The sequence below is a fragment of the Rhizobium sp. YTU87027 genome, from assembly GCF_050644135.1.
GTDB lineage: Bacteria > Pseudomonadota > Alphaproteobacteria > Rhizobiales > Rhizobiaceae > Rhizobium.
This window is the reverse complement of the sequence record NZ_CP098440.1, coordinates 3050541-3069609: the sequence shown is the minus strand read 5'-3', so window position 1 is coordinate 3069609 and position 19069 is coordinate 3050541. Positions and strand designations below refer to the sequence as shown.

19 protein-coding genes and 1 tRNA gene are annotated in these 19069 nt (G+C 60.6%); 12 read left to right on the top strand and 8 right to left on the bottom strand.

Features of this window, described 5'->3' with window-relative positions:
* Positions 1 to 73: 73 nt before the first annotated feature.
* Positions 74 to 337, bottom strand: a complete 264-nt coding sequence (locus NBG89_RS15240; protein WP_431322706.1) for a glycine zipper domain-containing protein — start codon at positions 335 to 337, stop codon at positions 74 to 76.
* Positions 338 to 605: 268 nt separating this feature from the next.
* Between NBG89_RS15240 and NBG89_RS15235 the strand changes: the two genes are divergently transcribed.
* The 4 genes from NBG89_RS15235 to hemA all read left to right on the top strand — a co-directional run bounded on the left by NBG89_RS15235 (position 606) and on the right by hemA (position 5741).
* The gene (locus NBG89_RS15235) at positions 606 to 1097 is read left to right on the top strand and encodes a (2Fe-2S)-binding protein (RefSeq protein ID WP_431320634.1); all 492 of its coding nucleotides are present in this window, start codon (positions 606 to 608) and stop codon (positions 1095 to 1097) included.
* 82 nt (positions 1098 to 1179) lie between these two features.
* On the top strand, positions 1180 to 3525 hold the full coding sequence (locus NBG89_RS15230; RefSeq protein WP_431320633.1) for a xanthine dehydrogenase family protein molybdopterin-binding subunit: 2346 nt from the start codon (positions 1180 to 1182) through the stop codon (positions 3523 to 3525).
* 12 nt (positions 3526 to 3537) lie between these two features.
* Positions 3538 to 4335, top strand: coding sequence for an FAD binding domain-containing protein (locus NBG89_RS15225; protein ID WP_431320632.1), 798 nt, complete (start codon positions 3538 to 3540; stop codon positions 4333 to 4335).
* A gap of 191 nt (positions 4336 to 4526) precedes the next feature.
* Positions 4527 to 5741: a 5-aminolevulinate synthase gene (hemA, locus tag NBG89_RS15220; protein WP_431322705.1), complete on the top strand. Its 1215-nt coding sequence runs from the start codon at positions 4527 to 4529 to the stop codon at positions 5739 to 5741.
* Between the two features lie 94 nt (positions 5742 to 5835).
* Here the strand turns inward: hemA and NBG89_RS15215 are convergent, their stop codons facing one another.
* Both NBG89_RS15215 and dxr read right to left on the bottom strand, forming a co-directional pair.
* On the bottom strand, positions 5836 to 6525 hold the full coding sequence (locus tag NBG89_RS15215) for a phosphatase PAP2 family protein (protein WP_431322704.1): 690 nt from the start codon (positions 6523 to 6525) through the stop codon (positions 5836 to 5838).
* A complete protein-coding gene (dxr, locus tag NBG89_RS15210) occupies positions 6452 to 7645 on the bottom strand; it encodes a 1-deoxy-D-xylulose-5-phosphate reductoisomerase (protein WP_431320631.1) in 1194 nt (397 codons plus the stop codon). The genes NBG89_RS15215 and dxr overlap by 74 nt, the downstream gene beginning before the upstream one ends.
* Before the next feature lie 188 nt (positions 7646 to 7833).
* Between dxr and NBG89_RS15205 the strand changes: the two genes are divergently transcribed.
* The gene (locus NBG89_RS15205; protein ID WP_431320630.1) at positions 7834 to 8100 is read left to right on the top strand and encodes a BON domain-containing protein; all 267 of its coding nucleotides are present in this window, start codon (positions 7834 to 7836) and stop codon (positions 8098 to 8100) included.
* Between the two features lie 7 nt (positions 8101 to 8107).
* Here the strand turns inward: NBG89_RS15205 and NBG89_RS15200 are convergent, their stop codons facing one another.
* Complete coding sequence (locus NBG89_RS15200; protein WP_431320629.1) at positions 8108 to 8254, bottom strand: hypothetical protein; 147 nt, start codon at positions 8252 to 8254, stop codon at positions 8108 to 8110.
* A 175-nt stretch (positions 8255 to 8429) separates the two neighbouring features.
* Here NBG89_RS15200 and NBG89_RS15195 point away from each other — a divergent pair, with 175 nt between their 5' ends.
* The gene (locus tag NBG89_RS15195; RefSeq protein ID WP_431320628.1) at positions 8430 to 9080 is read left to right on the top strand and encodes a ThuA domain-containing protein; all 651 of its coding nucleotides are present in this window, start codon (positions 8430 to 8432) and stop codon (positions 9078 to 9080) included.
* A 71-nt stretch (positions 9081 to 9151) separates the two neighbouring features.
* Here the strand turns inward: NBG89_RS15195 and NBG89_RS15190 are convergent, their stop codons facing one another.
* On the bottom strand, positions 9152 to 10183 hold the full coding sequence (locus NBG89_RS15190) for a LacI family DNA-binding transcriptional regulator (RefSeq protein ID WP_431320627.1): 1032 nt from the start codon (positions 10181 to 10183) through the stop codon (positions 9152 to 9154).
* A 142-nt stretch (positions 10184 to 10325) separates the two neighbouring features.
* Here NBG89_RS15190 and NBG89_RS15185 point away from each other — a divergent pair, with 142 nt between their 5' ends.
* The 4 genes from NBG89_RS15185 to NBG89_RS15170 are packed head-to-tail and all read left to right on the top strand — an operon-like array spanning position 10326 to position 13828.
* On the top strand, positions 10326 to 11414 hold the full coding sequence (locus NBG89_RS15185; RefSeq protein ID WP_431320626.1) for a fatty acid desaturase family protein: 1089 nt from the start codon (positions 10326 to 10328) through the stop codon (positions 11412 to 11414).
* 34 nt (positions 11415 to 11448) lie between these two features.
* Positions 11449 to 11763: a MocE family 2Fe-2S type ferredoxin gene (locus NBG89_RS15180; protein ID WP_431322703.1), complete on the top strand. Its 315-nt coding sequence runs from the start codon at positions 11449 to 11451 to the stop codon at positions 11761 to 11763.
* Positions 11764 to 11773: 10 nt separating this feature from the next.
* Positions 11774 to 13000 (top strand): NAD(P)/FAD-dependent oxidoreductase, encoded by a 1227-nt coding sequence (locus tag NBG89_RS15175; protein WP_431320625.1) that lies wholly within the window; start codon positions 11774 to 11776, stop codon positions 12998 to 13000.
* Positions 13001 to 13030: 30 nt separating this feature from the next.
* Positions 13031 to 13828, top strand: coding sequence for a 3-methyl-2-oxobutanoate hydroxymethyltransferase (locus tag NBG89_RS15170; protein ID WP_431320624.1), 798 nt, complete (start codon positions 13031 to 13033; stop codon positions 13826 to 13828).
* A gap of 49 nt (positions 13829 to 13877) precedes the next feature.
* Here the strand turns inward: NBG89_RS15170 and NBG89_RS15165 are convergent, their stop codons facing one another.
* The 3 genes from NBG89_RS15165 to NBG89_RS15155 form a co-directional block, all read right to left on the bottom strand.
* Positions 13878 to 14231: a hypothetical protein gene (locus NBG89_RS15165; RefSeq protein ID WP_431320623.1), complete on the bottom strand. Its 354-nt coding sequence runs from the start codon at positions 14229 to 14231 to the stop codon at positions 13878 to 13880.
* Between the two features lie 1058 nt (positions 14232 to 15289).
* Positions 15290 to 15366 (bottom strand) — tRNA-Arg (locus NBG89_RS15160).
* Between the two features lie 73 nt (positions 15367 to 15439).
* Complete coding sequence (locus tag NBG89_RS15155) at positions 15440 to 16603, bottom strand: M20 aminoacylase family protein (protein ID WP_431320622.1); 1164 nt, start codon at positions 16601 to 16603, stop codon at positions 15440 to 15442.
* Between the two features lie 156 nt (positions 16604 to 16759).
* On the opposite strand from NBG89_RS15155, the gene NBG89_RS15150 reads away from it, so the two are divergent.
* Positions 16760 to 17887 carry a D-alanyl-D-alanine carboxypeptidase family protein gene (locus tag NBG89_RS15150; protein WP_431320621.1) on the top strand — a complete coding sequence of 376 codons (1128 nt, stop codon included), beginning with the start codon at positions 16760 to 16762 and terminating at the stop codon, positions 17885 to 17887.
* A gap of 12 nt (positions 17888 to 17899) precedes the next feature.
* On the top strand, positions 17900 to 19069 hold the full coding sequence (locus tag NBG89_RS15145; RefSeq protein ID WP_431320620.1) for a CobW family GTP-binding protein: 1170 nt from the start codon (positions 17900 to 17902) through the stop codon (positions 19067 to 19069).

Below are 19069 nucleotides of genomic sequence, written 5' to 3'. Positions count from 1 at the left end.
GCCGCTGAAATAGTGGAAAAAATGAAAAATCCCGGGCTGTAAACCCGGGATTTCGACATGATTTTGCGTTGGCTCAATAGCCGCCGCGGCAATCGTCGATGTAACGTCGACCATATTGGTCGCGATAATAGCACTGTCCCGGCTGCTCAGCGACGTGGCCGATAAGGGCACCGGAAACGCCGCCGATCGCCGCGCCGACGGCAGCTCCGCGTACATTTCCCGTCACTGCACCCCCGATGATCGCGCCAGACGCAGCACCGATGCCAGCGCCCTGCTGGGTTGGTGTGCAGCTTGCGATCGAAAGTCCAATCAAAGCGAATGCAACAATCTTCTTAATCAAATTCTTCTCCTAGATGGTCGCCCTTAAAGAGCGGTGGCCGTCCCTGATTCTTGTTTTTGTCATGCTAGTCGTCAAACTGTGGCGCAAAAAGAGCAAGCTGCGTTCGGCGCTCATTTTTTCGCATAATTGCCGTTGCAATTTCGGCCTCAATTCGGTGCAACCGAACACGGCGAATTTAATTAGCCTCCCTAAAGTAGTGGTTGATCCCAAAGCGAAAACGTCAAATGATATCGTCCGCGCCTGGAGGAGGCGCGAGGAGGAAATCATGGCGAAAGTGAAACTGACGGTGAACGGCCGGGCAGTGAGTGGCGACTGCGAAGAGCGCACGCTTCTTGTCCATTTTATTCGCGAAAAACTCGGTCTGACGGGGACGCACGTCGGCTGCGATACCACCCAATGCGGTGCCTGTGTCGTTCACATGGATGGCAAGTCGGTGAAGAGCTGCTCGGTCCTTGCCGTCCAGGCGTCCGGTTCGATGATCACCACCATCGAGGGGCTTGCCAGCAACGGTGAATTGCATCCCGTCCAGGCAGCCTTCAAGGAGCATCACGGTCTGCAATGCGGCTTCTGCACGCCGGGCATGGTGATGACGGCTGTCGACATGATTTCGCGCCACGGCGGCGATCTGGACGAAAAGACGGTCCGTCATGAACTCGACGGTAATATCTGTCGATGCACCGGCTACCACAACATCGTCAAAGCCGTTCTGTCTGCCAACGAGCAGATGCATGGTGCTGCCAAGCAGGCGGCCGAATAGCTCTCAGGAATTGTCTGGCTGACTGCCGAACACGATTCACTTTGGCGGAATGCCAGGCCCGAAACCCCATTGGGAGGACATCATGGGTGTTGAAGGAATTGGTGCACGCGTCACGCGCAAGGAAGACAAGCGGTTCCTGACCGGCAAGGGCCGCTATACCGACGACATGGTCGTGCCGGGCATGAAGTTCGCGTTTTTTATCCGCAGTCCGCATGCGCACGCCAAGATCAAAGGGATTGATGCAGCATCGGCAAAGGCCATGCCCGGCGTCATCGACGTGCTCGACGGCAAGCAGTTGCTCGCTGACGGGATCGGCAACCTCATCTGCGGCTGGATGATCCATTCGAAGGATGGTTCACCGATGAAGATGGGTGCCTGGCGCCCGCTGGCGGTGGAGACCGTCCGCTACGTCGGCGATGCCGTCGCGGTGGTCGTCGCTGACTCACTTGCGGAGGCACGGGACGCAGCAGAAGCCGTCGTCGTCGACTATGAGGAATTGCCGGTTGTCGTCGAGGCGGTCGAGGCGCTGAAATCAGGGGCGCCGCAGCTCCATCCGGAAGCTCAGAACAACCTGATCTTTGACTGGGAACTTGGCGACGGCGCTGCGACCGACAAGGCTATTTCCGAAGCAGCACACGTCACCGAGATCGAGATTCACAACAACCGCCTGTCGCCCAATCCAATGGAACCGCGCGCAGCGCTCGGGATCTATGACGCCGCCGAAGATCATTACACCTGCTATACGACGAGCCAGAACCCGCACGTCGCCCGTCTGGTGATGAGCGCCTTCTACAACGTCGCGCCGGAGAACAAACTGCGGGTGATTGCTCCGGATGTCGGCGGCGGCTTTGGATCGAAGATCTACATCTACCCCGAAGAGATTGTCTGCCTCTGGGCCTCCAAGAAGACAGGCGTGCCGGTGAAATGGAATTCCGACCGCACCGAAGCCTTCCTGACCGATGCGCATGGCCGCGACCACGTCTCCAAGGTGAAGATGGCCTTTGACAGCGAGCACCGCATCATCGGGCTGAAGGTCGACACCATCTGCAATCTCGGCGCCTATATGTCGCTGTTCTCGTCGGCGGTCCCGACCTACCTCTATGCAACTCTCCTATCCGGCCAATACGACATTCCGGCCATCCATGCCAATGTGCGCACGGTCTATACCAATACCGCACCCGTCGATGCCTATCGCGGCGCCGGCCGGCCGGAGGCAACCTTCCTGCTCGAGCGGACGATGGAAACGGCAGCCCGCGAGCTCGGCATCTCGCCGGCCGAGCTGAGGCGGAAGAATTTCATCCGCTCCTTCCCGCATCAGACACCTGTCATCATGAACTATGACGCGGGTGACTACGAAGCGTCCCTCAATGCCGCCATGCAGGCGGCCGACTGGAGCGGGTTCCCGGCGCGCAAGGCCGAGGCGGCGAGCCGCGGCCTGAAGCGCGGTCTCGGCATGAGTTGCTACATCGAGGCTTGTGGAATTGCTCCCTCGCAGGCGGTCGGCTCGCTTGGCGCCGGCGTCGGCTTGTGGGAATCAGCGGAGGTACGCGTCAATGCGGTCGGCACGATAGAAGTGCTCACCGGATCCCACAGCCACGGGCAGGGCCACGAGACGACTTTCGCCCAGCTGGTTTCGGATCGCCTCGGCGTTCCGCTGGAAAGTGTGTCGATCGTTCATGGAGACACCGACAAGGTGCAGATGGGCATGGGTACCTACGGCTCACGCTCGGGCGCCGTCGGGATGTCTGCCGTGGTCAAGGCGCTCGACAAGGTCGAAGCCAAGGCCAAAAAGATTGCCGCCCATCTGATGGAGGCCGACGAGGGCGATATCGTCATCGAGAACGGCGAGGTGAAGGTCGCCGGGACCGACAAGAGCCTTCCGTGGTTCCAGTTGGCGCTCGCCGCCTACACCGCGCACAATCTGCCGGGCGGCATGGAGCCGGGGCTGAAGGAGACCGCCTTCTACGACCCCTCCAATTTCACCTTCCCGGCCGGCTGCTACATCTGCGAGGTCGAGGTCGATCCGGAAACCGGCAAGACGGAGATCATCCAGTTCGTCGCCGCCGACGATTTCGGCAACATCATCAATCCGATGATCGTTGAAGGTCAGGTGCATGGCGGTATCGCACAGGGTATCGGTCAGGCCCTGCTCGAGGCGGTGCATTATGACGAGAACGGTCAGCTGTTAACGGCAAGTTTCATGGATTATGCCATGCCGCGCGCCGACGACCTGCCGTCGTTCAAGGTCTCGCATCAGGTTACGCCGTCCCCGAGCAATCCGCTCGGCATCAAGGGGTGCGGCGAGGCCGGTGCGATCGGGTCTCCCCCGGCGCTCATCAACGCCATCACCGATGCCATCGGCAACAACATGCTGACGATGCCCGCCACCCCGCAGAAGGTGTGGATGGCAGCGCGCGCGGTTCATTGAGGAGAAACGACGATGTATCAGACCAACTATCACCGCGCGTCCTCGGTCGATGAAGCCGTCAGGATGATTTCGGGAACGTCGGAAGGCAAATATGTCTCCGGCGGCATGACACTGATCCCGACGATGAAGCAACGCCTCGCCGCGCCGAGCGACCTTGTCGATCTCAGGCACATCCCGGCGATGCAGGGCATCAAGATCGACGGCCGCAAGGTAACGATCGGGGCGGCGACGCCGCACGCCGAAGTTGCCGCGTCGGCGGCATTGCGGGCGGTCTGTCCCGCGATCTGCGACCTCGCCGGCATGATCGGCGATCCGCATGTCCGCCACATGGGCACGATCGGCGGCTCGATCGCCAACAACGACCCTGCGGCGGACTATCCTTCGGCGATGCTGGCGTTGAATGCCCGCATCATCACCAACAAGCGTGAGATCCCCGCCGACGATTTTTTCACCGGTCTGTTCGAGACGGCGTTGGAGGATGGCGAGCTGGTCACGGCGATAAGCTTCGAGGTGCCTGAAAAAGCGGGCTACTCGAAGTTTCCAAATCCGGCATCGCGCTATGCAATGACGGGGGTCTTCGTTGCCAAAGGTGCCGATGGCGTGCGGGTTGCCGTCACCGGAGCAGGATCCAACGGCGTCTTTCGCGAGACGGCCATGGAGGCCGCGCTCAACGCGAACTGGTCTTCCGGCTCCGTCGCTGGTGTCGATGTCAATCCTGCCGGTTTGATGTCGGACCTGCATGCCAGTGCGGAATATCGCGCCAACCTGATCAAAGTGATGGCCAAACGCGCCGTCGCCGAGGCAGGCTAATGAAACCAGCCTGATCGCGAGGTGGCGTTGCTGCCTCGCGATCTTCGCTGTGTCTGGCCAAAACGAGTTTTTTCGAATTAATATAATTCAAGACTATGGGCCTTTTGCCGCAGTTGATGGTAAAGCGGGGGCAAAGGGTTGACGTACGGACGACCGTTGGCAAGAACGGTCGCACGATACTGGAGCAGATGATGGATTTCGAAGCATTTTTCAAAAGCGAGTTGGACGGGCTTCACGCTGAAGGCCGCTATCGCGTTTTTGCCGATCTTGAGCGTCACCGCGGCAGCTTTCCGCGCGCCACGCGGCACACGCCAGACGGCCCGAAGGACGTCACGGTCTGGTGCTCCAACGACTATCTCGGCATGGGTCAGCACCCGAAGGTGATCGAGGCGATGAAGAATGCCATCGATCACTGTGGCGCGGGTGCGGGAGGCACCCGGAATATCTCTGGCACCACCCACTACCACGTTCTGCTCGAGCGCGAGCTCGCCGACCTGCACGGCAAGGAAGCGGCGCTGATCTTCACCTCGGGCTATGTCTCCAACTGGGCGGCACTCGGCACGCTCGGCGCCAAGATCCCCGGCCTCATCATCTTCTCCGACGCGTTGAACCATGCCTCGATGATCGAAGGCATCCGCTATGCCAAGTGCGACAAGGTGATCTGGAAGCACAACGACATCCATGATCTCGAAGCCAAGCTGGCGGCCGCCGATCCGACGGCGCCGAAGTTGATCGCGTTCGAATCCGTCTATTCGATGGATGGCGATATCGCCCCGATCAAGGAGATCTGCGACCTCGCCGACAAGTACGGCGCGATGACCTATCTCGATGAAGTGCATGCCGTCGGCATGTACGGACCGCGTGGCGGCGGCATTGCCGAGCGCGAGGGGCTGATGGATCGCCTGACGGTCATCGAGGGCACGCTCGGCAAGGCGTTCGGCGTCATGGGCGGCTACATCGCCGCCTCGACCGCCCTTTGCGACTTCATCCGCTCCTTTGCCTCTGGTTTCATCTTCACGACGGCGCTGCCACCGGCCTTGGCTGCCGGTGCGGTTGCCTCGATCCAGCATCTGAAGGCCAGCCCGTTCGAGCGGGCGCGGCATCAGGATCGGGTCCGCAAGCTCAGGGCCCTGCTGGATCAGCGCGGCATTCCGCATATGCCGAACCCGAGCCATATTGTCCCGGTCATGGTCGGCGATGCCGCCAAGTGCAAGTGGATCTCCGATCTGCTGCTCGACAATTGCGGCGTCTATGTGCAGCCGATCAACTACCCGACGGTGCCGAAGAAGACCGAGCGGCTGCGCATCACCCCGACGCCGCTGCACAGCGATGCCGACATCGAGCATCTCGTCGACGCCCTGCATTCGCTCTGGTCGCGCTGCGCGCTTGCGCGGCAGGTGGCTTGAGCGGATCAGGTCACTCTTCCGCTCGTCGATAGAGCTCGGCGTAGATTGCAAGAGTTAGAGCGCCTTTTGTGCATCCGAAAGGATGTGCGGCGCTCTAGTTCCTATGGGCTAGGACAGTGATCATTTCGTCCCTGTCGTGTGTTGTCGCAAGATATTCGCGTTTTATGGCGTTCTTGAGGTCGCCGCCAGACGCTCGCACGTCTTCGAAGATGGTTGCCACCTGAAACAGGAACAAAATCAACGCAACGTTGGTGATCAGAAAGTGGTTCGCCAAGGAGTATCGTAGAATTTTCACGAGCTTCTCGCGGAGAAGCTTGTCGACGAGCAAGGTCATCGCCGAACCGAGAATTGCCCCGCCAATGATGTCGCTGATGGAGTGAAGTCCCGCGTACATACGCGGAAACCCAACGACGGCGATGCTCCAGATAAAAAACAAAACGCCGAAGCGCCGCGAATAGAGGAAAATTGCCGTCGCCATGGCGATGGCCAATGCCATGGTATCGCTCGGGAACGAACTCCAGTCCTTCAAGATACTATCGTCTATGCCGAAGGGCGCAACGAAATCGGAGATGTTGGCGTAAAGCGGCCTCGGTCGCGCTGGGAGAAAATTCTGCGCCAGGCGGCTGGCTGCTATCGTTAGAACGGACCCGGCCACGAGGTTGCACAGGAAGGCGTTTTTTCGATCGCCTGCCGTGCTAGGGGCGTGTAATTTACGCCGCCCTCTCCGTTTGAGCGACGATCTCCGCCGCTCTTCGCCGTGCCTCTTTATCTGCTGCGAACACATCATCCATAGATATCGCAGCACCATACTCAATCATGTCGTCCATGACCTGTTCGGCAATGTCAGCCATGTTGAGAAAGCCTATGCGGCCTGCGCAGAAGGCGTGGAAGGAGATTTCCTCGGCGGCATTCATTACCGCCCCCTGCACACCGCCCCGTTCCAACACGGTGCGCGCCAGTCTCAGCGCCGGGAAGCGTTCTTCATCCGGCGCCTCGAAGTCGAGGCGCGAGAGCTTGGCGAAATCCAGCCGCTCGACATTCAGCTTCGGCCGGCGCGGGTAGTCGAGTGCGTAGCCGATCGCCGTCCGCATGTCGGGGCTGCCGAGCTGGGCGATGATCGATCCATCCGTGTAGCCGACCATGGAGTGAATGATCGATTGCGGATGCACGATCACTTCGATCTGGTCCGGGCGAACATCGAAAAGGTGCTTCGCCTCAATCATCTCCAGCGCCTTGTTGAACATCGAGGCACTGCCGACCGAGATCTTCAACCCCATGGACCAGTTGGGATGCGCACGCGCCGTCGCCGCGGTCACGTTCGCCATGTCGGCACGCGACCAAGTGCGGAATGGGCCACCCGAAGCCGTCAGGATGATCCGTTCGACAGCGTGCCGCTGGTCTTCGTCAAGAGATTGAAAGATCGCGCTGTGTTCACTGTCGACCGGGATCAACCGCCCGCCGCCCTTTGCCACGGCATCGATAAAAAGGTCACCGGCGGAAACCAGACATTCCTTGTTGGCAAGCGCGATCGTGGCGCCCTTGCGGGCAGCGGCAAGCGTCGGCGCCAGTCCGGCGGTACCAACAATGGCAGCCATTACCCAATCCGCATCGAGGTCAGCTGCTTCCGCCAGGCCCGATACGCCGGCGGCGACTGCAATGCCGCTGCCGGACAGTTCTTCCTTCAGCGAGTGATACTTGCCGTCGCTGGCCGTGACCGCCAGCTTGGCGCCGGCAGACTTCGCCTGCTGCGCCAGAAGCTGGACGTTCTCATTGCCGGTGACGACGGAGATCTCGTAGCGGTCCCGCCCGCCCAGCTGTTCGACAACGTCGAGGGTGTTTTGTCCGATCGAGCCGGTTGAGCCAAAAATACTGAGGCGCCTGGGCGCGCTTTCGCCTGCCATCATCGGTGATTTCGCCAAAACTCTTGCATTGGCTCTGGCTGTACAGGGGTTTGAAATGAGCGGCAAGTGTGCGCCGCAGCAGAAGTCCAACGATCCGCCGGCGCGGTCGCCCCCGCAGGGATGTCTCGTAGTGTGGCGCGAAACCAATCGGCCAATCGCCGCGTTTTGTAGTTGAGACAGGAGGAAGGCAAATGGTTTTCAAGCAACCGACGTTCTACGGCGAACCCTTCGAGCCCGAGACCGGCGCTGACAAGGACGCCGCGCTCGAGGAGGCCGTGGCGAATGCTCTGGCTGTGGCTGGTGGGATCGATGCTGCGGACGTGAAGGTCACGCTCGAAGATCATACCATCGTGCTGACGGGCATGGTTGCCACGCCAGCCGAGATCGAGCGTGCAACCGTCGTCGCGCGGGCTATCGCCGGGACGAGACCCGTGCGCAATGATATTGAAGTAGCGTAATTATCCCTCAACCGGCAAAGCGTTCCATCTGGAAGGCTGCGATCCTGTCCGTCTTTGGCGTGGTGATCGGCCCCGTCGATTTATAGGCGGTTGCAAGCAACAAGCCGCTAACGGTGAGATATGCCAATGCAAGCAACGTCAATTTCATGCGCATGGCAAGCACTCCTTTCTTTCCCGCCAAACGCCCTGCGGGTCGGAAAAGTTCCGCCTTCCGATCGCCGACAGAAAATGTGATTGGCAAAGGCTTGCGCTGGTTTGTGGTATCGGTCTTGTCGTAAAGGAGAGTTGGCCGTCTCGGCGGCGCAGTGTGTTCGGCAAGGGAGGTGCTAATGCGCAGAGCGATCATCGTCTGGGGCGGCTGGATCGGCCACGAACCCGAGGAGTGTGCTCACCGCATTGCGGAGTTGTTGCGAGAGGATGATTTTGCCGTCGAGGTGACCGGCGATCTCGGCATCTTCGGGTCAGCTGTGATCGGTGAAGCGGATCTGCTCGTGCCTGTCGTAACCGGTGAAAAAATAGAGAGGGCGCATGCGGATGCGTTGGTGTCGGCAGTGCGTGGCGGTCTCGGTCTCGGTGGGCATCATGGCGCGCTTGCGACCTCGTTCAAGGAGAGTGCACCGTTCCGATATGTCTCCGGCGTCACATGGGTCGCCCATCCCGGCAATATCATCGATTTCCGTGTCAACGTTACCCGCCAGCACGATCCTGTAATGGAGGGGGTTCCCGACTTCGACTATCGGTCCGAGCAGTACTATCTCCACTACGATCCTTCCGTCGAAATCCTGGCGACGACGAGCTTTTCCGGAGAGTATGACGCGGCTGCCCGCAACGTCACAATGCCCGTCGCCTTCAAGCGCCAATTCGGTCAGGGGCGTGTCTTCTACTCCGCTCTCGGTCACGTCGCGAGCGAGTTCGATCACCCCTATATGCGTCTCATTCTTCGCCGCGGCCTTTCCTGGGCGGCGCGCTCTGAACGCTAACAGCTTCAGAGGAGAAGACATCAAACCTGAGGTCGCAGGAACATTGCGACAAGTCGGCGTGCCGCCGGGCGTTAGATGTTCTCTGAGGTGTAGATGTCGAAAGGCAGGAACGACTGTCCCGGGACGGCGTCGCCCTCTGATCCGATGGACGTGGTCATCAGTGTGATCAGCTCGTTGCAGAGGCTCTTGACGGGCGTTGCGATCGCCATGGTCACCACATCGTCTGCGAGTGCTGCGCGCGAGTCCGGTGTCAGTTCATTGACGACCACGGCAAGCTTGCCCGCGAGGCCTTCTTCGCGGACAGCGGAGATCGCACCTTCCATGCCGCCGCCGCATACATAGAAACCGACGAGGTCGGGGTGCTGCTTGAGCAGGTTGATGGTGGCCTCGTGCGTGATCTCCGGGGTCTCGAGGTTTATCAGTGTTTCGAGAACCTCGAAATCTGGCGCATTCTCGCGAAAATACGAGCGGAAGCCGATCTCGCGCAGCTCATGCCCGTGATAGCGGTGGCTGCCGACGAAGCAGGCGACCTTGCCGGGTCTCTTGGCGGCCTTCGCGATCATCCACGCGGCCGTGCGCCCGACCTTTCGATTGTTCAGGCCGACATAGCCCTGGCGGACGCCACTGGCGAGATCTGACAGAATGGAAAAGGCGGCGATGCCCCTGGCTTTCAGACTTTCAACCTCGGCCGTGACGGCCGGATAGTCCGGTCCGACCAATGCAATCGCCTGGTTGCGACTGGCAAGAAGCTTCAGCGTTTCGATGATCGCCGCAGGTGTGGACGCCGTCGCATATTCGATCTGGGCGGTGATGCGAGATGATGTGTTGGCGTTGGCTGCCTGCTCGATTTCGCGAGCGAGCGTTTGATAGAACGACTGTGTCGGACGTTGCAGTAGAAAGCCCAGCCGGTGATGCGGGAGGTCCTGAAACACGCGCTGTCTGAGCAGGCCGACGGCATGGTAGCCGATCGAGGCGGCCGCGTTATAGACGCGCCGGGCTGTCTCCTCACGCACGCGATGACGTCCGTTCAGCACACGATCGACCGTTGCGACGCTGACGCCGGAAGCATCTGCCAGATCCTGTATTGTTGGTCGCTTCACCATGAGTCCTTGCAAGAATCCATCATTGTGATGTGGCTGTAATGATGGGTTTTGATAGAATACATCAAGGCTGCATTGTCGCTTGATGAAAGTCAACATATTCTCGTTTGGACAGGCCGAGAGGGATGGCATGCGGGAGGTTGCGATGGTGGATCAAACGAAGAAGCGAGACTACAGCCTGCTCGGCGAAAGCGGCCGAACGGCCGTCGACATGGGGCTGGCGGCGGCGGAGTGGTATCACACCGAGGTTCCGCGCAAGGACATGAAGGCGCTGATGCAGCGTTCCGATGCGCCGGCCATTCGCGACACGATCATCTGGCTCGGCGCAATGATCGTCCTTGCCGGGCTTGGCGTCTACTTCTGGGGCTCCTGGCTCTGTGTGCCCTTCTTTCTTGCCTATGGGGTGCTCTACGGTTCAGCATCCGATAGCCGTTGGCATGAGTGCGGTCACGGCACGGCCTTCAAGACGCGCTGGATGAACGATGCCGTCTATCAGATCGCCTGCTTCATGATCATGCGCAATCCGGTGACCTGGCGCTGGAGCCATACGCGCCATCACACCGACACGGTGATCGTCGGCCGCGATCCCGAGATTGCCGTGATGCGCCCGCCGGACCTGCTGCGGCTGATCTTCAATTTCCTCGGCATTCTCGATGTCTGGCATGCGATGGTTGACATGCTGCGCAATGCCTTTGGCGTCATCAGCGCGGAGGAGAAGACCTTCATTCCCGAGATGGAGCAGCCGCGCACCATCTTGATCGCCCGCATCTGGCTTGCGATCTATGTCGTCACGATCGCCGCTGCGATTGCGGTGGGGTCCATCCTGCCGCTGGTATTGATTGGTCTGCCGCGGCTCTATGGCGCATGGCATCATGTGCTGACCGGTCTTTTGCAGCATGGCGGTCTTGCGGACAACGTCATCGACCATCGGCTGAACAGCCGCACGGTTCACATGAACCCCGTCAGCCGCTTCATTTACTGGAACATGAACTACCACGTCGAGCATCACATGTTTCCGATGGTGCCCTATCACGCGCTGCCGCGCCTGCACGCAATGATCAAACACGATCTGCCGACGGCGAACCCGTCGATCTGGTCCGGTTATCGCGAGATGCTCCCGGCATTCCTGCGCCAACTGCGCAATGAGGACTATTTCCTGAAACGCGAGCTGCCGGCGACGGCTCGGCCGTATCGTGAGGAATTCCACGCCGAACTTGCGCCGGCCGCCCAATAGCGCAGCACAAAACACGAAGTTCTGGGAGGACATGATGAGCGGAAAATGGATCGAGGTCTGTGCGGTCGAGGACATCGACGAGGAAGACGTCATGCGGTTCGACCATCAAGGCAGGACGTTTGCGGTCTATCGCAGCCCTGACGACGAGTTTTTCGCAACCGACGGGCTCTGCACGCACGAGCAGGTCCATCTGGCCGATGGCCTCGTCATCGACGAGATCATCGAATGTCCGAAGCACAATGGCCGTTTCAATTACAAGACGGGGCAGGCCAAGGGGGCGCCGGTTTGCGTCAACCTCGCCACCTATCCCGTGAAGGTCGAAGACGGCACGGTCTTCATTTCGATCTGAGGAGCCCGCCATGACCCATTTCGTGATCATCGGGGCAGGGGAATGCGGCGCACGCGCGGCGTTTGCTCTGCGCGAAAAAGGGTTTGACGGCGAGATCACGCTGATTGGAAGCGAATCCCTCGCCCCTTACGAGCGACCGCCGCTTTCGAAGGCGGCCGAAGAAGAGGCTGCCGGGCCGAAATTCATCGCGGAACCGGAGAAGTATGCCGCGGGCAAAATCTGCCTGCTGACGGGCGTGACGGTTCAGGATCTCGATCCCGATGCAAAGGCCGTTACGCTTTCCGATGGCCGTACCATTGCCTACGACAAGCTTTTGTTCGCGACGGGCGCCCGCGCGCGGGCGTTTCCCGGGATCGCCGAAGACAGCAAGCGCATCCGTCTGCTGCGTACCCATGCCGACGCGGCAGCCCTTCGCACGGTGATGGTGCCCGGAAAGCATATCGTGATCATTGGCGGCGGTTTTATCGGCCTGGAACTTGCCGCGACGGCACGTGTGCTCGGAACTGACGTGACAGTTCTCGAAGGCCTGGAACGCGTGTTGAAGCGAGGCGTGCCGGAGGAGGTCGCGGGGGTGATCTGCGAACGGCATTCGCTCGAGGGCGTCGACATCCGCTGCGGCGTGGCAATCACCGCGATTGCGGAAGACAACGACGGAGCCATCATTCAACTGGCCGACGGCAGCACGGTCAGCGCAGATCTCGTGCTCGTCGGAATCGGCGCCACGCCCAATACGGAGCTTGCCGCTTACGCCGGTCTTCAAATCGACAATGGTATCGCCGTCGATGAGTTCCTCCGCACTTCGGCGCCTGACATCTACGCGGCTGGCGACTGCTGCTCCTTCCCGCTGGCGATCTATGGAGGCCGGCGTGTCCGGCTCGAATCCTGGCGAAATGCGCAGGAGCAAGGAACTCTGGCCGCAGCCAACATGATGGGACTTGGCGAAACTGTTTCCGCCGTGCCCTGGTTTTGGTCCGATCAGTACGACGTAACCCTGCAGATCGCTGGCTTGGCGGAGGGCGCCGTCCGGCATTTGCGCCGGGACCTCGGCGACGGCGCTTTCATTCTCTTTCATCTCGATCAGGCCGGCAGGCTGCTTGCTGCCAGCGGCATCGGTCGCGGCAACGCGGTCGCCCGCGATATCCGGCTTGCCGAAATGCTGATTGCGGCGCGGGCGCATCCGGATCCGGCGGCGCTAGTCGCAAGCAGCGTCAAATTGAAATCCCTCCTGGCCGCCTGACCGGCGACCCCTATTCTCAAGGTATTAGCGATGGGCAAACAAGTGCGTCCGACTGTGCATGACCTCCTGGCAATGAAGGGCAAGCGGCAGCTCAGCATGCTGCGCGTTGTGTCGCTGGAAGAGGCCGAAGCGGCCGAGGCTGCCGGCATCGACCTGATTTCCGTTCCGCCCGAACTCCTCTTCGATCCGCGATTTCGCGATGCCGCCCCCGGGCGCTTCGCCATCCCGGGCGGCGAGTATGGTCAGAGCGGCGCCACCACCGACGAGATTCTGCGCTCGGCCGTGAAAATGCGGGCAGCTTCTGCGGACGCCGTCTATTGTGCCGCAAGCCTGCAGACGATCCGGCGGCTGCGTGACGAGTATATTCCGGTCTGTGGACACACAGGGCTTATTCCCTCACACTCCACATGGACCGGCGGTTTTCGCGCGGTCGGCAAGACAGCCGAAACCGCGGCTCTCGTCTACAAGCAGGTGAAGGATCTGGAGGCCGCAGGCGCGTTCAGCGCGGAGATCGAGGTCGTGCCGGCCGAAGTGGCCACGGCGATTTCGGAGCGGACCTCGATGCTGATGATCTCAATGGGCGCCGGCAGCGGATGCGATGCCCAATATCTCTTCTCTGAGGATGTGCTGGGCCTCAACCGCGGGCACTATCCGCGCCATGCCAAGGTCTATCGCAACCTTGCGGCGGAGTATGACCGCATCCAGGCCGAACGGATCGCCGCATTCCGCGAATACGCGGCCGACATCGAAAGCGGTGCCTATCCGGACGAGCGTCATCGCGTGCCTGTGGATGCCGAGGAGCTGGAGACGTTTCTGACAAGGCTTTAGGTGGTGCGTGGCCGGGAATAATTCCCGGCCTTGCTCGCCGCTCCAGCGACTAGCTGCAGACTCGAACGCTTTCCGTGTGCCAGCCGCCGTCATAGGCGTTACGAACGTCGCGGTCCTCAAACCAGCAGCGTGGCGGCGGCGGTGGAGGTGGAGGCGGCGGATCGATATAGCGCGGCCCGCTGTTGTTGTTGACAATCGCGCCACCGATGAGGCCGCCGATCACGCCGGCAGCCAAGCCGCCCGCAATCGCCGCGCCATTGTTATGGTGGTGATGTCTGCGTGGGGGCGGCGGATCGTCGTAATATGGTTGACGCCATTCTTGAGCCGCAGCCGTTTCGGCCACGGCAAGGACGCTGCTGGCCGCTATCGCTGCGGTGACCACGGACAAGACCAGTTTCTTCATTGTGCCTCCGTCGAGGTTAACCCCCCTCGCCGATCGCACGAATTGCATGTTCGTGCTTAACGTTCGATGAACGGACATTCCACGGAGCAGCGCTAGCAGACACGCTGCGCAGACTGAGACTTCTTGAACCGCTGGTGCGCTGGTGATTCAGACGTGATTCGAACGCGTGACCCCAGATCAGGAATCCGTTCCGAATCCCCATGAAATAAGGAGTTCTGAGACGCATCTTCTATCCATGCTGCAGCTTAGTCGTAATCCTAGAGCATTCATGCAATATATTGCGCAGGAGATTGGCTAATCAGCCAAGTGGATGGAAAATCTGTGCGAATGTTGGGGAAGTACGTTGCCACGTTTTGGCAGTGGGCGGCAACGCGGCTGATCGCGGCCGGCATCATGTTCGGCCTATTTGTGTGGACGCTCATTCTTCTGTTTTCCCTTTCCATAATGGTAACGCAGTCCGCTCATCGGACTATTCGAGACGGCCTACGCGCGATGGCGGCAAATGCGTCAAAGAGCTCTTCACCCCAATAGCGGTTTTCCGTCTGAGAACTGGCAACGCGCGAGTTGCTTCGCTTGCAGCTTTCCGGTGTCTGATGGGGTGGGACAACGCAAAAATGGAGCGCATCGCGCGCTTGCGAAGTGGGACCAAAGTCTCGGATGGACTAAAAAACACTCAGCGGTCAATGATGAGCGCAGGACTTTGCTGAGGAGACACATATGAGCAAATTTCGGACTTTCGTAGCAGCCGGAATGCTGATCGGGCTGGCCGCGTTTGCTTCGGCTTGTACGACCCAGCAGAATTCAAATCGCCCTGATTTTCAATATCAGCCACGGCACTCCGTGAATCCCGCCTGCAATCATGGCTTCAGACCGACCCACGCGCTCTCGTGCGCCTACTGACGGGCGCCCGGAACGCGCCGGTTCTACGTGCCGAAACGCGTCACGTGTTGCATGGATTCGCCGATAGTCGAGGGGAACGCCCAGAAACCAAGGGGAGCAACACGCAACATGGGCGCAACATGGAATCGTCAAAAGTTAGTATAACTTATTGAAAAGACTGGTGATCCCGACGCGATTCGAACGCGTGACCCTCAGATTAGGAATCTGATGCTCTATCCTGCTGAGCTACGGGACCACTTGAGCGTCATGCATACAAAAGGCTTGGCCGGAAGCCAAGCTCTTTTGCACGTGTTGGATGAAGTCGGATTTCAGGCGCCGAGGCGCTGTTCCGCGAGCCGCACCCAATAGGAAATGCCGTGGGCGATGGTTTCGTCGTTGAAATCATAGGCCGGGTTGTGCAGGCCCGCCGTGTCGCCATTGCCGATGAAGATGAATGCGCCGGGACGGGCGTTGAGCATATAGGAGAAGTCCTCGCCGCCCATCATCGGGTCGATCTCGGCGTTGACGTTGCCGGCGCCCGCGATCTCGCCGGCGATGCGCACCGCATGGCCGGTTTCCGTCGCGTGGTTGTAGGTGACCGGGTAGTTCCGGTTGAAGTCGATATCGACTTCGGCGCCGTGGGCCGCGACCAGGCCGTTGACGACCTGCTTCAATCGCTTTTCGGCAAGATTGCGCACCTCTTCGTCGAGCGTGCGCACCGTCCCGGCGATCGTCGCGTCGTTCGGAATGACATTGTGCGCGAAGCCGGCGTTGAACTTGGTGACCGAGACGACGACCGAGCGCAGCGGATCCACACTTCGCGAGGCGATGAGCTGTAGGTTGCTGACGATCTGCGCGCCGATGGCGATCGGGTCGACCGTGCGGTGGGGCTGTGCCGCGTGGCCGCCGCGGCCCTTGATGGTGATGGTGAATTCGTCGGTGGCCGCCATGATCGCGCCGCTGCGGATGGCGAAGTGCCCGACAGGAAGCCCCGGCAGGTTGTGCATGCCGTAGACCTCTTCGATGCCGAAGCGCTCCATCATGCCGTCCTTGACCATCAGGTTGCCGCCGCCGCCGCCTTCCTCAGCCGGCTGGAAGATAACCGCGATATTGCCGTTGAAGTTACGCGTTTCTGCCAGATATTTCGCCGCGCCGAGCAGCATGGCTGTATGGCCGTCGTGGCCGCAGGCATGCATCTTGCCGGGAGTTGTCGAAGCCCAGGGCTTGCCGGTGATTTCGGTGAGCGGCAGCGCGTCCATGTCGGCGCGCAGGCCGATGGTGCGGGTGCCTTCGCCCTTGCCCTTGATCAGGCCGACAACGCCTGTTCTGCCGATGCCGGTGACGATCTCATCGACGCCGAACTCCTTGAGTTTCTCGGCCACGAAGGCAGCGGTGTTCTCGACCGCGAAGAGAAGTTCGGGGCGCGCATGGATATGCCGGCGCCACTCTGTCACCTCGTCCTGAAGTTCGGCGGCTCTGTTCAAAATCGGCATGTCAGCTTCCTGTCGTGAAATCGAAACGGGGACAGCACCGGGTCGCGGGGACACGATGCCGCAGAAATAACTTAATCAAGGCCCTTTGCCATGTCATGGCCATATACGTTAAATAGGGGAAACTTTCGAGACTTCCGGACATCTTAAGGACGAACCGTGTCGACGCGTCAGAATCGCTTGCTTGCCGCCTTGCGGCCGCTTTCAATCGCAGCTTCCGCAGCCGCCATCGCTCTCTCGGCCTCTGCCCAAGCCTATGCGAACCCGCATATCCTGGTGGATGTGCAGAGCGGCCGCGTGCTGGAGCATGAGGAAGCGTTCCGCAAGTGGTATCCGGCTTCGCTCACCAAGCTGATGACCGTCTACACCGTCTTCGATGCGGTTCGCGCCGGCCAGATCAGCCTCGATACGCCCATTGTCATGAGCAAGCGGGCGGCTGCCCAGCCGCCGGCCAAGATGTATTTCAAGCCGGGACAGAAGCTGACGCTCGACAGCGCGCTGAAGATCCTGATGGTCAAGTCGGCAAACGACATCGCCGTTGCCGTTGCGGAAGCCGTCGGCGGTACGCAGGAAGCCTTCGTGCTGAAGATGAACGCCGAGGCTGCGAAGCTCGGCATGGCGGACTCGCATTTCGTCAATCCGAACGGCCTGCCTGGCAAGGGCCAGTACACGACGGCGCGCGATCTCGCGGTTCTTTCCGTCGCGCTGCGTCGCGACTTCCCGCAATATGCCGGCTATTTCTCGCTTGAGGGCATCACGACCGGCGCCAAGAACGTACCAAGCATCAACGTCCTGATCGGCCGCTTCGCCGGCGCCGACGGTATGAAGACCGGCTTCATCTGTGCTTCGGGCTTCAACCAGATTGCTTCGGCGACGCGCAACGGTCGTACCTTGATATCCGTCGTGCTCGGCACCGACAGTCTCGCGGCGCGCGCGGATGCCTCCGCCGACCTGCTGCAGAAGGGCTTCACCTCGCAGTTTGCCGCACCCGATACGCTCAGCTCATTGCGACCCTACGGGCCGGGCCAGGATCAGGTCGCCGACATCACCGCCGATATCTGCAGTGCCAAGGGTGCCAAGGTGCGCAGCGAGACACGCGACGAAGTCGGCCGGATGAAGGTTCAGTCGCCCTATATTCAGGAAATGGACCACGAGCCGAATTTCGTCTTCGCGGGGCTTATTCCGGGCCAGAACGAACCGCAGCCGGATAAGCTGGCGACTGCCGACACCGCGGGAACGGTCGCCAATGTGCCGGTGCCGCTGCCGCGTCCGGCCACCTCCTTTTAAGGTCAGTTCGCGATGAGCGCTGCTTCCGATCGGATCCCGGTCACCATCCTGACCGGCTTTCTTGGTGCCGGCAAATCGACGCTGCTGAACCGTATCCTCAAGGATCCGGCGATGAAGGACGCCGCCGTGATCATCAACGAGTTTGGTGACGTCGGCATCGATCATCTGCTGGTGGAAAGCTCCGGCGACGCGATCATCGAGCTGTCGGACGGCTGCCTCTGCTGCACCGTGCGCGGCGAACTGGTCGATACGTTGGCCAACCTGATGGACGCGGTGCAGACCGGCCGCGTCAAGCCGGTGAAGCGCGTCGTGATCGAAACGACCGGTCTTGCCGATCCGGCGCCCGTCATGCAGGCGATCATGGGCAACCCCATCATCGCCACCAATTTCGACCTTGATGGCATCGTGACCGTGGTCGATGCGGTCAACGGTGCGCAGACCCTCGACAACCACGAGGAGGCGGTGAAGCAGGCGGCGGTTGCCGATCGGCTCATTCTCTCCAAACGGACGATGGCTTCGCAGGAGGTGTTGCGGGCGCTGGAAGCGCGTCTTGATGCCCTCAATCCGCGCGCCGCATTGATGGATGCCGACAGCACTGAGGCAGGGCAGGTGGGCGTGCTCGTCAACGGCCTCTACGATCCGGCAAGCAAGATTGCCGACGTTGGCCGCTGGCTGCTGGATGGGGATACGCACGACGCGCATCACCATCATGACCATCATCACCACGGCGCTGACGGGCATCATCACCACCATGACCATCATCACGGACACGATCACCAGGACCCGCATGATGTGAACCGCCACGATAGCTCGATCCGGTCCTTCTCGATCATCGAGGAGAAGCCGATCGATCCGATGGCGCTTGATATGTTCATCGACCTCCTGCGTTCGGCGCATGGCGAGAAGCTGCTGCGGATGAAGGCGATCGTTGCGGTCTCGGACCGTCCGGATCGCCCGCTGGTGCTTCACGGTGTGCAGAGCATCTTCCATCCGCCGTCGCGCCTGCCAGCCTGGCCGGACCCTCAGGACCGCCGCACGCGCATGGTGCTGATCACCAAGGATTTGCGGGACGCCTTCGTCAAGGATCTGTTCGATGCGTTCCTCGGCAAACCGCGCATCGATACGCCGGACCGGACGGCGCTGAACGACAATCCGCTCGCCGTGCCGGGCATGCGGTTCTGA

Coding starts and splice junctions, on each gene's coding strand:
- NBG89_RS15190 (WP_431320627.1), bottom strand. CDS start 10,183: ATGGTGAAGCGACCAACAATACAGGATCTGGCAGATGCTTCCGGCGTC.
- NBG89_RS15225 (WP_431320632.1), top strand. CDS start 3,538: ATGTATCAGACCAACTATCACCGCGCGTCCTCGGTCGATGAAGCCGTC.
- NBG89_RS15205 (WP_431320630.1), top strand. CDS start 7,834: ATGGTTTTCAAGCAACCGACGTTCTACGGCGAACCCTTCGAGCCCGAG.
- NBG89_RS15200 (WP_431320629.1), bottom strand. CDS start 8,254: ATGCGCATGAAATTGACGTTGCTTGCATTGGCATATCTCACCGTTAGC.
- NBG89_RS15175 (WP_431320625.1), top strand. CDS start 11,774: ATGACCCATTTCGTGATCATCGGGGCAGGGGAATGCGGCGCACGCGCG.
- NBG89_RS15235 (WP_431320634.1), top strand. CDS start 606: ATGGCGAAAGTGAAACTGACGGTGAACGGCCGGGCAGTGAGTGGCGAC.
- NBG89_RS15195 (WP_431320628.1), top strand. CDS start 8,430: ATGCGCAGAGCGATCATCGTCTGGGGCGGCTGGATCGGCCACGAACCC.
- NBG89_RS15215 (WP_431322704.1), bottom strand. CDS start 6,525: ATGTGTTCGCAGCAGATAAAGAGGCACGGCGAAGAGCGGCGGAGATCG.
- NBG89_RS15185 (WP_431320626.1), top strand. CDS start 10,326: ATGGTGGATCAAACGAAGAAGCGAGACTACAGCCTGCTCGGCGAAAGC.
- NBG89_RS15170 (WP_431320624.1), top strand. CDS start 13,031: ATGGGCAAACAAGTGCGTCCGACTGTGCATGACCTCCTGGCAATGAAG.
- NBG89_RS15145 (WP_431320620.1), top strand. CDS start 17,900: ATGAGCGCTGCTTCCGATCGGATCCCGGTCACCATCCTGACCGGCTTT.
- NBG89_RS15155 (WP_431320622.1), bottom strand. CDS start 16,603: ATGCCGATTTTGAACAGAGCCGCCGAACTTCAGGACGAGGTGACAGAG.
- NBG89_RS15165 (WP_431320623.1), bottom strand. CDS start 14,231: ATGAAGAAACTGGTCTTGTCCGTGGTCACCGCAGCGATAGCGGCCAGC.
- dxr (WP_431320631.1), bottom strand. CDS start 7,645: ATGATGGCAGGCGAAAGCGCGCCCAGGCGCCTCAGTATTTTTGGCTCA.
- NBG89_RS15230 (WP_431320633.1), top strand. CDS start 1,180: ATGGGTGTTGAAGGAATTGGTGCACGCGTCACGCGCAAGGAAGACAAG.
- hemA (WP_431322705.1), top strand. CDS start 4,527: ATGGATTTCGAAGCATTTTTCAAAAGCGAGTTGGACGGGCTTCACGCT.
- NBG89_RS15180 (WP_431322703.1), top strand. CDS start 11,449: ATGAGCGGAAAATGGATCGAGGTCTGTGCGGTCGAGGACATCGACGAG.